General features: G+C 62.8%; 5 protein-coding genes. 2 read left to right on the top strand and 3 right to left on the bottom strand.

Annotation, left to right across the window (positions count from 1 at the left end; translation table 11 throughout):
* Complete coding sequence (locus L6D82_RS12930; RefSeq protein WP_127797250.1) at positions 1-594, top strand: tRNA-uridine aminocarboxypropyltransferase; 594 nt, start codon at positions 1-3, stop codon at positions 592-594.
* A gap of 167 nt (positions 595-761) precedes the next feature.
* On the opposite strand, the gene L6D82_RS12925 is transcribed toward L6D82_RS12930, so the two are convergent.
* From L6D82_RS12925 to L6D82_RS12915, 3 genes are all read right to left on the bottom strand, one after another.
* Positions 762-2,123, bottom strand: a complete 1,362-nt coding sequence (locus L6D82_RS12925; protein WP_085605682.1) for an HlyD family type I secretion periplasmic adaptor subunit — start codon at positions 2,121-2,123, stop codon at positions 762-764.
* A gap of 10 nt (positions 2,124-2,133) precedes the next feature.
* The gene (locus tag L6D82_RS12920; protein ID WP_236189373.1) at positions 2,134-4,293 is read right to left on the bottom strand and encodes a type I secretion system permease/ATPase; all 2,160 of its coding nucleotides are present in this window, start codon (positions 4,291-4,293) and stop codon (positions 2,134-2,136) included.
* A 165-nt stretch (positions 4,294-4,458) separates the two neighbouring features.
* On the bottom strand, positions 4,459-5,817 hold the full coding sequence (locus L6D82_RS12915; protein WP_236189371.1) for a TolC family outer membrane protein: 1,359 nt from the start codon (positions 5,815-5,817) through the stop codon (positions 4,459-4,461).
* A 531-nt stretch (positions 5,818-6,348) separates the two neighbouring features.
* On the opposite strand from L6D82_RS12915, the gene L6D82_RS12910 reads away from it, so the two are divergent.
* The gene (locus L6D82_RS12910) at positions 6,349-15,003 is read left to right on the top strand and encodes a retention module-containing protein (RefSeq protein ID WP_236189369.1); all 8,655 of its coding nucleotides are present in this window, start codon (positions 6,349-6,351) and stop codon (positions 15,001-15,003) included.
* Positions 15,004-15,171: the final 168 nt, after the last annotated feature.

The raw sequence follows: 15,171 nt of genomic DNA, 5'->3' as shown, positions 1-15,171 counted from the left end.
ATGTCCAGACCCCAATGCCCGCGCTGCCTGCGCCCACAAACCCATTGCCTGTGCCCGCTGATCCCCAGCCTCGACAGCCGCACCCGGGTGTTGCTGTTGCAGCACCCGAGCGAGGTCAATCACGCGCTCAACACGGCACGGCTGGCGGCGCTCGGTTTGAACAATGCCGAGCTGATTGTCGGTGAAGTGTTCGAGGATTTGCCCGCTCTGTTGAACCGGCCGGGGTATCGGGCGCGGTTGTTGTTCCCGGCGGAGGATGCGCAGCCGATGCAGGCTTACGCCGCGTCCGATGAACCGCTGTTGCTGGTGGTGCCGGACGGCACTTGGCGCAAGGCGCGCAAGATGTTGCACCTCAATCCGTTGCTGGCGGCGTTGCCACGGGTGACTTTGGCGGAGGGTGGGGTGTCGCGGTATCGGCTGCGCAAGGCACCGGGGCCGGGGGCGTTGTCGACGATCGAAGCGATTGTTCAGGCGTTGCAGACGCTGGAAGCGCCGGTCTCTTTCGAGCCGTTGCTCAAGCCGTTCGAGGCGTTGATTGAAGGGCAGATTGCGGCGATGGGGGAGGAGACTTTCCAGAAGAATCACGGAGGCTGATCGGACGGGTACTGATCGCCTGATCGTTCCCACGTCGAGGCGTCGAACCGTCCGCGTGGGAATGCCGCCCGGGACGCTCCGCGTCCCTTCGCGACGGTGACGCAGAGCGTCATTGGATGCATTCCCACGCAGAGCGTGGGAACGATCAACGTGAGAGCGATCAATCACTAGCGTTCGCGCATCGCCTCGGTCCGGGCCTTCAGCACCGGTTTGAGCAGGTAATCCAGCACGCTTTTCTCCCCGGTAATAATGTCCACCGTCGCCACCATCCCCGGAATGATCAGCAACGGTTTCACATCCCCGCCCAGATGGTTTTTGTCGGTACGCACCTGGATCAGGTAGAAGCTGTTGCCCTTGTCATCGGTGATGGTGTCGGCGCCGATCAGCTCAAGTTTGGCGCTGAGCCCGCCGTAGATCGTGTAGTCGTAGGCGCTGAACTTGACCATGGCTTTCTGGCCCGGATGCAGAAACGCCACGTCCTGCGGCCGGACCTTGGCCTCGATCAACAGGTTGTCTTCCAGCGGCACGATTTCCACCATGTCGCTGCCCGGCTGCACCACGCCGCCGATGGTGTTGACCTTCATCTGCTTGATAACCCCGCGCACCGGCGAAGTCACGGTGGTGCGGCTGACGCGGTCGTCGATGGCGATGCTCGACGCGGTGATTTTCGACAGGTCGGTGCGTTTCTCGTTGAGCTCCTTGGCCGCTTCGGAGCGGAAGGTCTGTTCCGATTCGTCGATCTTGCTCTTGATCTCGTTGATCGCCGATTCGGCCCGGGGAATGGCGAGCGTCGTGGCATTCAACGAACCGCGAATTTCCACTGCGCTACGACGCAGGCGGAGAATCTCCACGGGCGAAACCGCGCCGGTTTTCACCAGCGGTTCCGACATGTTCATTTCCTGTTGCAGCAGCGCCAGGCTCGAACTGTATTGCCCCTGTTTCGACCGAAACTCCGCCAGCTCCTGTGCCTTCTGCCGCAGCTGTTCGCTGAGGGTGCGTTGCTCGCTGGCCAGCCGCCGTTGCCGCTGCTCGTACAGCGAGCGCTCGTCCTCGGCGACTTGCGGGGCCTTGGCAATCACCTCGTCCGAGAGCTTGAACGGCCGGCCTTCGGCTTCGGCGGACAAGCGTTCGACCTGCGCGGTCAGGGCGTAACGATCGGCCTCGCTCTCACCCTTGTTCGACAGAAACCGCGTGTCATCCAGACGCAGCAAGGTGTCGCCCTTGCTGACCATTTGCCCTTCACGGACGAAGATCTCGGTGACGATCCCGCCCTCGAGGTTCTGGATCACCTGGACCTTGCTCGACGGAATCGCCTTGCCTTCGCCCATGGTCACTTCCTGGAGCACGGCGAACTTGGCCCAGACCAGCGCACTGATCAGCAGTGCCGCCGCCAGCCACACGGTGATCCGCGACCAGCGCGGCGAATCCTGCAACGAGGCGCCGGCGGTTTCCGGCATGAATTCGGCTTCGGCGCTTTTACCGAAACTGTCGAAGTAGCCGCGCGGTTTTGAAGAGGAAGAAGCAGACATGGGGCAACTCCTAGACCGCTGCCGAGCCGACCCGGCCCTTGCGCAGTGCATCGATGACCGCTTCTTTCGGACCGTCGGCGACGATCCGGCCGTTGTCCAGCACCAGCAACCGGTCCACCAGGCTCAGCATCGAGGTGCGGTGGGTGACCAGCAACAAGGTTTTGCCCTGCACCCAGCCGTGCAGCTTCTGGCGCAGGACGTCTTCGCTGCTGTTGTCCATGGCACTGGTGGGTTCGTCGAGCAGCATGATCGGCGGATCGAGCAACAGCGCCCGCGCCAGCAGCACCGCCTGGCGCTGGCCACCGGAAAGCAGTTGCCCGCGCTCGCCCACCGGCCGGTCGAAGCCTTGCGGATGCTGCCGTGCAAGCTCGGTGACGCCGGTCAGTTCGGCCACTTCAAGCATCCGCGAATCGCTGATATAGCGGGCGCCGAGGGTCAGGTTGTCACGCAGGCTGCCGGCCAGCAGCGGCAAGTCATGGGCGACGTAACCGATCTGCTGGCGCAGGTCGGCGACATCCAGTTGCCGCAGGTCGAGGCCGTCAAGCAGCAACTGGCCTTCTTCCGGTTCGTAGAACCCCATCACCAGTCGCGCCAGGGTGCTTTTGCCGGAACCGCTGCGGCCGATGATGCCGATCCGCTCGCCGGGTTTGACGCTGAAGCTGACGTTGCTCAGGGCCGGGGCGTTCTGGCCGTTGTAGTGGAAGGTCACGGCATTGGCGTCCAGCGCGCCTTGCAGCTGCGTGCGTTCCAGCGGCCGCTGTTTGCCGTCACGTTCCTGAGGCAGCGACATCAGCGCATCGGTGCTTTTCATGGTCAGTTGCGCTTGCTGGTAGCGGGTGATCAGCCCGGCGATCTGGCCCAGCGGCGCGAGCACGCGGCTGCCGAGCATGTAAGTGGCCACCAGCGCGCCGACGCTGAGGTTGCCGGCGATGATGCTGTAGACCCCGGCCACAATCGTTGCCATCCCTGAAAACTGCTGGATGAACAGCGTGCCATTGGTGGCCAGCGCCGAGAGGTTGCGCGCGTGACTGTCGAGGCGGGTGAGGGCGCCGTGGGTGCTTTCCCACTTGTGCTGACGCTCGCTTTCGGCGCTGCACGCCTTGAGGGTTTCCAGGCCGCCGAGGGTTTCGATCAGCAACGCCTGACGCTCGGCGCCGAGGCTCAGGCTTTTCTGCACGGTGTCGCGCAGACGGGCCTGAATGATCATCGCGAAAACAATGGTGATCGGAAACGCCAGCAGCGGAATCACCACCAGCCAGCCACCGAGCAGGCCGATCACCACCAGCATCAACACCACGAAAGGCAGGTCGATCAGGCTGGTCAGGGTCACGGCGGTGAGAAATTCGCGCAGGCCCTGAAAATCATGAATGCTCTGGGCGAATCCGCCGATGGTCGCCGGCCGGGCCTTCATCGACATGCCGGTGATGCGCTCGAATAAAGTCGCGGAAAGGATCACGTCGGTCTTCTTGCCGGCGGTGTCCAGCAGATGCGCACGTACCACCCGCAGCACCAGTTCGAAACCGGTGCCGATCAACAGCCCGATGGCCAGCACCCACAGGGTCGACGTGGCCTGGTTCGGCACCACGCGGTCGTAGGTCTGCATGACGAACAGCGGCACCATCAGGCCCAGCAGGTTGATCAGGAAACTGGCGAGGATCGCGTCGCTGTACAGCCATTTCGACAGTTTCAGGGTGTCGCGAAACCACGCCTGCACCCGTGGCACCAACGGTGAGCGCAAGTCCTCCAGTTCATGCCGGGGGCGGGCGAACAGAGCCTGGCCGCTGTAGTGTTCGGTGAGTTCTTCACGGCTGACCCATTGCTCGCCGCCGTCGGCTTCGCTGGGCAGGATCAGCGCCTTGCCGTCTTCGGCAAAACGCCGCAGCACCGCCGTGCGCCCGTTGCCCAGCAGCAACAGCACCGGCAGGTTCAGCGGTGAAATGTCTTTGAGTTCCCGGCGCAGCAAGCGCGCCTGCAACCCGGCCCGGGCGGCGGCGCGGGGCAGCAGGTCCAGGCTCAGGCGTTGTTTGTCCAGGGGCAGCCCGGCGCTCAGGCTGGCGCGACTGACCGTCGCGCCATGGAGTTTGCAGAGGATCAACAGACCGTCGAGCAACGGGTCATCGAAGCTCAGCCGCGGATCGATCCCGGCCTTACCGGGTTGCATGCTGGTCATATTGATCGCTCCCCTGGCATCACTTCAGTTGATCGTTCCCACGCTCTGCGTGGGAATGCCTCTAGGGACGCTCCGCGTCCAGTGACGCGGAGCGTCACGGGCTGCATTCCCACGCGGAGCGTGGGAACGATCAGATCACAGCTTTCGGCAGCTCCGGCAGAGTGGTTATTTCAGCTCGGGCAAGCGCGCTTCGTTTTTCACCTCGGTCGCAGCAATCGCATCGGCCGGCAGCACCACGCGCTGCTTGCTCAACAACTGGCCCATGTTCGCCAGCACGCGGTACATCGAATATTCCTCGGTGTAGCGGATTTCGGTGTAGCGACGGTTGGCGTTGTACAGCTCGTTTTCACTGTCGAGCACATCGAGCAGGGTGCGCTGGCCGAGGCCGAACTGATCCTGATACGCGGCGCGTACACGCTTGGTGGTTTCAGCGTATTCGCGGGCGGTCGGGGTTTGTTTCTTGGCGTTGAGCATGGCGTTCCACGCCAGGTGAATGTTCTCGTTGAGTTGGCGCAGGGCATTGTTGCGGATGTCCATCGCCTGGTTGATCTGGTGCGCATCGGAGGCCAGTCGCGCCTTGTCGCTGCCGCCACGGAACAGGTTGTAGTTCATCACTACGCCGACCCGCCATTCGTTGTCGTGGCCTTCGTCACCCTGCACGTTGTTGTTGGCGCCGACGGCGGCTTCGGCATCGAAGCGTGGGTAGAACGGCGACTTGGCGACTTCGTACTGACTCTCGGCCGATTGCACGTCGGCCTGGGCAGATTTCAGGTACGGGTTGTTCTCGACCATGCTCTGCTGGGCTTCAGGCAAGGTGGCGGGCAATTCGCCGCGGGTAGAGGCCGGGGTTTCCAGCTCATCGGGCATACGCCCGACCACGCTGTAGAAGTTCGATTCGGCATCCGCCAGATCGACTTCGGCGGTGTCGAGGTTGTTCTGCGCCAGCGCCTTACGGGCGACCGATTGATCGGAGTCGGCGGTGCTGCCCACGCCACGCTCGGTGCGCAGGCCGATCTGATCGTTGACGCGCAAGTGCGCCTGCAGGTTGTTCTTGGCCAGGGTCACCAGTTCACGGCGCTTGAGCACTTCGAGGTAGACCTCGATGGCGCGCAGGGCCAAATCCTGGGCGGTGCCTTGCGCGTAATAGGCGCGCGAGTTGGAAACGCCCTTGGTGCGTTCGACTTCGTTGGCGGTGTTGAAACCGTCGAACAGCATCTGCCGCAGCCGCAGCTCGGACTGGGTGTAGTTGAGGATTTCGGTGTGGTGGTTACCGAAGGCCCGGGTGTTGGTGTTGTCGCTGTAGCCGCGCCCGTAAGCAGCGTTCAGATCCACCGACGGATAGAAGCCGCCCTTGGCGACCTTCACCTGTTCATCAGCTGACAGGCGCGCGTCCACGCGCGAGGCCAGTTCCGGGTGGGTGGCGATGGTGCTCTGGATCGCTTCGGTGAGGTTCATGGCCTGGGCTTGAGAAGTGCAAGCCATGGCCAGCAAAACCGCGCTGCAGAGGGGGGTTAGTACGCGCATGGGTGCATCTCCCTGAGTCCTGATGGTGTTTCGCTGTCGCCAATTTATTGACGATATTTTTAGTAAAAAGCGTTTCATGCCTGTAACAACAGAGCTAAGAACATCCTGAAGCGTAGCTAAGAAAAAATTTTCATAAGGGTTATGCCAAAAAAAACTTATGCGGTTCGCCAAATCCAGCACATTGTTCCACTCGAAAGCCTTTGTTTTATGCGCTTTAGGGAGTGCAGAAAGGCTTGAGGAAAGTTCCACTCACTTTGCGACATACGGCGAAGTACTGCTAAAGGGGAGGGACGCGTAGCGGCTGATGAGCGACAGTTTTTTGTCACTCGGGTGATTCACCACCGTTACGTAGCGCTAGTGGGCGTGCTGCATCGAACAGAGATTCCAAGTGCCTGATGGCGCTGGCGTTTCTGGATTTGCGCAACCTGCGAAACGAACTGTCGAGGTGCGAGCGTCGCCCCGACAACCCGCTTGAGCCATGGGCTGCTTCGCGAACCAGCGCCGACGGTGGTCGGCAGCGGAGGAATGCACATGGCAACGCTCATCGGGATCGTCACTAAAGTCATTGGTCAGGTTTTCGCTCAGTCGGCGGACGGCACTCGTCGCGCACTGGTCGAAGGCGATCGGCTGTTTGCAGGGGATCAATTGATCACCGGGGCGGAGGGGGCGGTTGCCGTTCATCTGCAAAATGGCCAGGAACTGACCCTCGGCCGCGACAGCAGCCTGACCATGACCGGCCAGTTGCTCGCCGATCAGGCGGCTCACGTCAATGCACCGGAAGCGGTGACCCCGAGCGAGTCGCAACTGACCGACGTCGAACAGATCCAGAAAGCCATTGCCGCCGGCGATGACCCGACCCAATCCGCCGAAGCGACCGCGGCCGGCCCCGGAGCCACCGGTGGCGCGCCGGGCGCACTGGGTGGCGGTCACAGTTTCGTGTTGTTGACTGAAGTGGCGGGCCGGGTCGATCCGGTCATCGGTTTCCCCACCGCCGGTTTCAATGGCATTCCCGAGTTTCCCGAAGAACGCCACAACGCGGTGATCGACAACGGTGACGACACCGCGCCGACCGCTCCACCACCACCGCCAGTCAACAATCCGGTAACACTCACCGGGCTGTCTGTTGCCGGTGGTGAATTGAATCTCAACGAAGCCAATCTGCCCGACGGTTCCGCCGCCAACCCTGGCGCGCTGACCCAGACCGGCAGCTTCACGGTGTCGGCACCGGACGGCCTGAGCAGCCTGAGCATCGGCGGCATCAACGTGATTGTCGGCGGCGTGCCGATCGGTTTCCCGCAATCGATCACCACACAACTGGGCAATACCCTGACCATCACCGGCTACAACCCGGCCACCGGTACGGTCAGCTACAGCTACACCCTCAACGGCAACGAAACCCACGCGGCGGGCGACGGTGCCAATAACCTCAGCGAACAATTCACCGTGATCGCCGGCGACAGCAATGGCGACACCGCCACCGGCACGCTGGACGTCAACATCACCGACGACGTGCCGAAAGCGTTCGATGACAACAACGGTACGGCGACGGAGACTCAACTGACGCTGACCGGCAACGTGCTGACCAACGATGTGCAGGGCGCCGACCGCGTACCCGTCGGCGAAAATGCCGGCCCGATCACCCCCGGTACATTCGTCGGGACTTACGGCACCTTGGTGCTGAATGCCAACGGCACCTACACCTACACGCTGAATACCAGTGATGCGGACTTCAAAAATCTGCATGGCGGTGGCAATGGCACCGAGACTTTCACTTACACCCTGACCGATGCCGACGGCGACACCAGCACCGCCAACCTCGTGCTGCAGATCCACAACAACGACGATCCAGTGATCATCAACGGGTTGAACGTCGAGGGCGGTGAACTCACCGTTTACGAGAAAAACCTCGGCGACGGTAGCGCCCCGGATTCTGGAGCACTGACCCAGAGCGGCACCTTCACCATCACCGCGCTGGACGGCGTTACCACGCTGACCATCGGCGGCATTGCCGTGGTCACCAACGGCGTGGCAGCAGGCTTCCCGCAATCCACCGTCACCCCATTGGGCAGCACGCTGACCATTACCGGCTTCAACGCTGCAACCGGCGTCGTCAGCTACAGCTACTCCCTGGTCGACAACGAGGCGCACCCGACTGCCAATGGCGCCAACGTGCTCAACGAGCAATTCGCCGTGACCGTGGTCGACGACAACGGCACCACCGCCAACGCCACGCTGGACGTGAACATCGTCGACGACCTGCCGAAAGGCGTGGACGACAGCAACGCCGGGACTGCCTCGGAAACCAATCTCACCTTGAGTGGCAACGTCCTGACCAACGACGTGCAAGGCGCCGACCGCGTACCGACCGGCCCGAATGCCGGCCCGATCACGGCGGGCACTTTCACCGGGACTTACGGGACTCTGGTGCTGAACGCCAACGGCACGTACACCTACACGCTGAACACCAGCGACGCCGATTTCAAAGCACTGCACGGCGGCGGCAACGGCACCGAGACCTTCACCTACACCATCACCGATGCCGACGGCGACTCCAGCACCGCAAACCTCGTGCTGCAGATCCACAACAACGACGACCCGGTAATCATCAACGGCCTCGACGTGAATGGCGGAGAACTCACCGTCTACGAGAAAAACCTCGGCGACGGCAGCAGCCCCGATGCGCCAGCCCTGACCCAAAGCGGCACCTTCACCATCACCGCGCTGGACGGCGTCACCACACTGACCATCGGCGGCATCGCTGTAGTCACCAATGGCGTGGCAGCAGGTTTCCCGCAATCTACCGTCACTCCCTTGGGCAGCACACTGACTATCACCGGTTTCAACGCTGCAACCGGCGTCGTCAGCTACAGCTACACCCTGGTCGACAACGAAGCGCACCCGACTGCCAATGGTGCCAACGTGCTCAACGAGCAATTCGCCGTGACCGTGGTCGACGACAACGGCACCACCGCCAACGCCACGCTGGACGTGAACATCGTCGACGACCTGCCAAAAGGCGTGGACGACAGCAACGCCGGCACTGCTTCGGAAACCAACCTCACATTGAGCGGCAACGTCCTGACCAACGACGTGCAAGGCGCTGACCGTGTACCAACCGGGCCGAATGCCGGCCCGATCACGGCGGGCACGTTCACCGGGACTTACGGCACCCTGGTGCTGAACGCCAACGGCACGTACACCTACACGCTGAACACCAGCGACGCCGATTTCAAAGCGCTGCACGGCGGCGGCAACGGCACCGAGACCTTCACCTACACCATCACCGATGCCGACGGCGATACCAGCACCGCGAACCTCGTGCTGCAGATCCACAACAACGACGACCCGGTAATCATCAACGGCCTCGACGTGAATGGCGGAGAACTCACCGTCTACGAGAAAAACCTCGGCGACGGCAGCAGCCCCGATGCGCCAGCCCTGACCCAAAGCGGCACCTTCACCATCACCGCGCTGGACGGCGTCACCACGCTGACCATCGGCGGCATCGCCGTGGTCACCAACGGTGTGGCGGCAGGCTTCCCGCAATCGGTGACCACGCCACTGGGCAGCACGCTGACCATCACTGGTTTCAACGCGGCGACTGGCGTTGTCAGCTACAGCTACACCCTGGTCGACAACGAAGCGCATCCGAACGCCAACGGCGCCAACGTGCTCAATGAGCAGTTCGCCGTGACCGTGGTCGACGACAACGGCACCACCGCCAACGCCACTCTGGACGTGAACATCGTCGACGACCTGCCAAAAGGTGTGGATGACAGCAACGCCGGCACTGCTTCGGAATCCAGCCTCACCTTGAGCGGCAACGTCCTCACCAACGACGTACAGGGTGCCGACCGCGTGCCAACCGGCCAGAATGCCGGCCCGATCACCGCAGGCACTTTCACCGGGACTTACGGCACCTTGGTGCTGAATGCCAACGGCACTTACACCTACACGCTGAACACCAACGATGCAGACTTCAAAAACCTGTACGGCGGCGGAAACGGCACTGAAACCTTCACCTACACCATCACTGATGCCGACGGCGACACCAGCACCGCCAACCTGGTGCTGAACATCCACAACAACGACGATCAGGTGTACCTCAACGGCCTCGACGTCAACGGTGGCGAACTCACCGTCTACGAGAAAAACCTCAGCGACGGCACCAGCCCCAACACCCCGGCACTGACCCAGAGCGGCACCTTCACCGTCACTGCCCTCGACGGTCTGCAAACCCTGACCGTGGGCGGCATCGCCGTGATCACCAACGGTGTCGCGGCAGGCTTCCCGCAATCGGCGGTCACCCCGCTGGGCAGCACGCTGACCATCACCGGATACGATCCGGCCACTGGCGTTGTCAGTTACAGCTACACCCTGGTGGATAACGAAACCCATCCGACCGCCAACGGCGCCAACAGCATCACCGAGAACTTCAACGTGGTGGCGACCGACACCGATGGCAGCTCCGCCACCGGGCAGATCAACGTCAACATCATCGACGACCTGCCGACCGCCAAACCCGACGCGACGTCGGTGCAGGAGGGCGGCACCGTCAGCGGCAACGTGCTGGACAACGATATCGGCGGCGCCGACGGCCCGGCTGCCAGTGGCGCGGTAGTGGGCGTGCGCGCCGGTTCCGACACCTCGACCTCGGCCATCGGCGGCCTCAACAGCAACATCAACGGCACCTACGGCTACCTGACCCTCGACGCCAACGGCAACGCGGTCTATCACAGCAACCCGAATGCCGTGAGTGGCCCGGGTGCGGTGGATGTGTTCGTGTACACCGTGCGCGATTCCGACGGCGATGAAAGCACCACCACCATCACCATCGACGTCTACAACAGCAAACTGTGCGCGGTCAGCGACACCGATGTCACCGTCTACGAAAAAGCCCTCGATCTGACCAAGGACGGCCAGGATCTGGCTCCTGGCACGGTCACCGGCAGCGATCCGACCAGCACCGGGGAAACCGCGTCCGGCACGCTGGTCGGCTCGGTCACCGGCGCGGTCGGTGCGATCAGCTACGCGCTGGTCGGCAGTGCCACCGGCAACTACGGGCAGATCGTGCTCAACCCCAACGGCACGTACACCTACACCCTGACCTCACCGGCCAGTACCACCCCGCACGCCGACGACGGCGCCAACACCCTGACCGAAACCTTCACCTACCAGGCCACCGATTCGCTGGGCAACGTCGTCACCAGCACCCTCGTGGTCAGCATCGTCGATGACGTGCCGAAGGCGATCAACGACAGCAACGCCGGCACCGCGTCGGAAACCCAGTTGACCCTCAACGGCAACGTGCTGACCAACGACGTGCAAGGCGCCGACGTGGTGGCGACCGGGCCGAATGCCGGCCCGATCACTCCCGGCACCTTCACCGGCACTTACGGCACCCTGGTGCTGAACGCCAACGGCACGTACACCTACACGCTGAACACCAACGATGCAGACTTCAAAAACCTGCACGGCGGTGGCAACGGCACCGAGACCTTCACCTACACCCTGACCGATGCCGACGGCGACACCAGCACCGCCAACCTGGTGCTGAACATCCACAACAACGACGATCCGGTGATTCTCAACGGCCTCGACGTGAATGGCGGCGAACTCACCGTCTACGAGAAAAACCTCAGCGATGGCACCAGTCCCAACACCCCGGCACTGACCCAGAGCGGCACCTTCACGGTGACAGCCCTCGACGGTCTGCAAACCCTGACCGTGGGCGGCATCGCCGTGATGACCAACGGCGTGGCCGCAGGCTTCCCGCAATCGACCGTCACCCCGCTGGGCAGCACGCTGACCATCACCGGTTACAACCCGGCAACCGGCGTGGTGAGTTACAGCTACACCCTGGTCGATAACGAAACCCACCCGAACGCCAACGGCGCCAACAGCATCACCGAGAACTTCAACGTGGTGGCGACGGACACCGATGGCAGCACTGCGACCGGGCAGATCAACGTCAACATCATCGATGACCTGCCGACCGCCAAGGCCGACACCGGCTCGGTGGCGGAGGGCGGCACAGTCAACATCAGCGTGCTGGGCAATGACGTCAGTGGCGCGGATGGCGCGGCAATCGTGGTCGGCGTGCGCGCCGGCAGCAACACCGCGACCTCGGCCATCGGCGGCCTCAACAGCAACATCAACGGCAACTACGGTTACCTGACCCTCGATGCGGCCGGCAACGCGGTCTATCACAGCAACCCGAACTCGGTGAGCCCGCCGGGCGCTACCGATACTTTCACCTACACCATCCGCGACAGTGACGGCGACGAAAGCACCACCACCATCACCGTCAACGTCGCCGACAGCAAACTCGTGGCCTCGACCGATCAGGACGTGACCGTCTACGAAAAAGCCCTCGACCTGACCAAGGACGGACAAGACCTGGCCCCCGGCACAGTCATCGGCAGCGACCCGGGCAGCACCGGCGAAACCTCGACCGGCACGCTGGTCGGTTCGGTCAGCGGCGGCAGCGGGGCGATCACCTACACCCTGGTCGGCAGCGCCACCGGGACTTACGGGCAGATCCAGCTCAACGCCGACGGCACCTACACCTACACCCTGACCTCGGCGCCGAAAACCACGCCGAATGCCAACGACGGGCCGAACACCCTGAGCGAAAGCTTCACCTACAAAGCCACCGATGCGCTGGGCAACAGCACCACCAGCACTATTGTGGTCAACATCGTCGACGACGTGCCAAAAGCGGTGGCGTCAGATCGTTCGGTGGCGGCGGTGGAGATCGACTCCAACATCCTCATCGTCCTCGACATCTCTGGCAGCATGGCTGACGCCTCCGGCGTACCGGGTCTGTCGCGGCTGGAACTGGCGAAGCAGGCGATCAGCGCCTTGCTCGACAAGTACGATGATCTGGGCGATGTGAAAGTGCAGCTCGTCACCTTCAGCAGCAACGCTACCGACCGCACTTCGGTGTGGGTCGATGTCGCCACGGCCAAGACCCTTCTGGCCGGCCTCAGCGCGGGCGGCGGCACCAACTACGATGCGGCCGTGGCGACCATGTACAACGCGTTCAATACCTCGGGCAAACTCACCGGTGCGCAGAACGTCGGCTACTTCTTCTCCGACGGCAAACCTAACGAGGGCGACATCGGCACCGCCGACGAAGCGACGCTCAAGGCGTTTCTCGATGCCAACAACATCAAGAACTACGCGATCGGCCTGGGCAGCGGCGTGAGCAACGCCAACCTCGATCCGCTGGCGTACGACGGCATCACCCACACCAACACCAACGCGGTGGTGGTCACCGACCTCAACCAGCTCAACTCGGTGCTGTCCGGCACCGTCGAAGGAGCGCCGGTCACCGGTTCGTTGATCGGCGAGGGCGGCACGTTCGGCGCCGATGGCGGGTTCATCAAATCCATCGTGGTCGACGGCACCACCTACACCTATGACCCGAAAGCCAACGGCGGTCAGGGTTCGCTGGTCGCCAGCGGCGGCGCCAGCCACGGCACGTTCAACACGGTGAACAACACCCTGAGCATCGCCACCAATAACAGCGGCACCCTGGTGGTCAACCTCGACACCGGCGACTACAGCTACACCTCGCAGAAAACCACCGCCGTAGTGATCACTGAAAATATCGGCTTCACCCTCAGCGACAACGATGGTGACCTCGCCAGCTCGACCCTGACCGTGAAAGTGATCCCCAACGCGCCTCCGGTGGCGGCGGACGACCACATCATCACCAACGTGCTGTCGGGCAACATCGTGGTGCCGGGCGAACTGCTGCTGGCCAACGACACCGACCCGAACGGCGACACCCTCAACGCCACGCCAACCTCGTTCAACACCGGCTGGATCTCCAAATCGGCAGACTTCACCGGCACCGGCGCGATCAGCTTCACCGGCACCAACGCCAACACCGCCGCCAACCAGAACCTGGCCAACGTGCGTAACTCGTTCAGCGCCAACGCTGCGACCATGACCGCCGTGCTGGTGGTCAGCGGCTACCTCGGCGCGGTGACCAACACAAACGCCAACGATGAAGACCGCATCACCGTCAACCTGCGCCAGGGCGAAACCCTCAACCTGGACCACAACCTGGCGGCCGGTCACATCACCATGGAGTACTCGATCAACGGCGGCGCCTGGATCGCCCTCGCGGACGGCCAGACCCTGACCGCATCGTCCGACGGCGTCTACCAGATTCACATCACCAACATCAGCAACACCACGGGCAACAACGTCAACGCGGCGGAAAACTACCAGCTGACCATGACCCTCAACTACGCTGGGGCCCACGACATCACCCCGGATTACCACGGCACCTACACCGCCAACGACAACCACGGCGGCAGTGACACGGCGAAAGTGACCATCAGCTATCAAGATGGCCACACCCTCACTGGCACCTCGGGCGATGACGTACTGGTGGCCGGCACCGGCGACAACATTATCAACGCCGGCGACGGCAACGATGTGTTGACCGCAGGCTCCGGCAACAACGAACTGCACGGCGGCGCCGGCAACGACTTGCTCTACAGCGGCCCGGGCAACGACCTGCTCGACGGTGGCACTGGCATCGACACCGCCAGCTATGCCCACGCGACTGCCGGGGTGACGGTCAACCTCGGCCTGCTCGGTGCGCAAAACACCATTGGCGCCGGGACAGACACCCTGACCGGTATCGAAAACCTCGTCGGCTCGAACTTCAACGACACCCTCACCGGCGACAACAATAACAACGTGATCAACGGCGGCCTGGGCAACGACATCCTCAACGGCGGCGGGGGCGATGACCTGCTGATCGGCGGGATGGGCAACAACACCCTGACCGGTGGGCCGGGTGCCGACACCTTTCAGTGGCTCAAGGGCAACAGCGGTCACGACCTCGTCACCGACTTCACTCCAGGCACCGACAAGCTCGACCTGTCGCAACTGCTGCAAGGTGAAAACGGCACGTCGGCGTCACTGGATGACTACCTGCACTTCACCGTCACCGGCAGCGGCGCCTCGGTCATGACCAGCATCGACGTCAGCGCCATGGCCGGCGCCACGCCGAACCAGACCATCGACCTGGCCGGCGTCAACCTGGCCAGCCACTACGGTGTGACGCCGGGGGCGGGTGGTTTGATTGCCAGTGGGCACGACACGGCGACCATCATCAACGGTATGTTGAATGATCATTCGTTGAAGGTGGATACGGTGTAAGCCGGAGCTGAAACGACAAAACCCGCCGCCCCGAGTAATCGGGACGGCGGGTTTTGTCTTGAATTGATCGTTCCCACGCTCCGCGTGGGAATGCCTCAATGGACGCTCTGCGTCCGCTCTTTGGGACGCGGAGCGTCCCGGGCTGCATTCCCACGCAGAGCGTGGGAA

The sequence above is a fragment of the Pseudomonas paraglycinae genome (assembly GCF_021601625.1).
GTDB lineage: Bacteria > Pseudomonadota > Gammaproteobacteria > Pseudomonadales > Pseudomonadaceae > Aquipseudomonas > Aquipseudomonas paraglycinae.
This window is presented reverse-complemented; position numbering and strand designations above follow the sequence as displayed.

Coding starts and splice junctions, on each gene's coding strand:
- L6D82_RS12930 (WP_127797250.1), top strand. CDS start 1: ATGTCCAGACCCCAATGCCCGCGCTGCCTGCGCCCACAAACCCATTGC.
- L6D82_RS12925 (WP_085605682.1), bottom strand. CDS start 2,123: ATGTCTGCTTCTTCCTCTTCAAAACCGCGCGGCTACTTCGACAGTTTC.
- L6D82_RS12920 (WP_236189373.1), bottom strand. CDS start 4,293: ATGACCAGCATGCAACCCGGTAAGGCCGGGATCGATCCGCGGCTGAGC.
- L6D82_RS12915 (WP_236189371.1), bottom strand. CDS start 5,817: ATGCGCGTACTAACCCCCCTCTGCAGCGCGGTTTTGCTGGCCATGGCT.
- L6D82_RS12910 (WP_236189369.1), top strand. CDS start 6,349: ATGGCAACGCTCATCGGGATCGTCACTAAAGTCATTGGTCAGGTTTTC.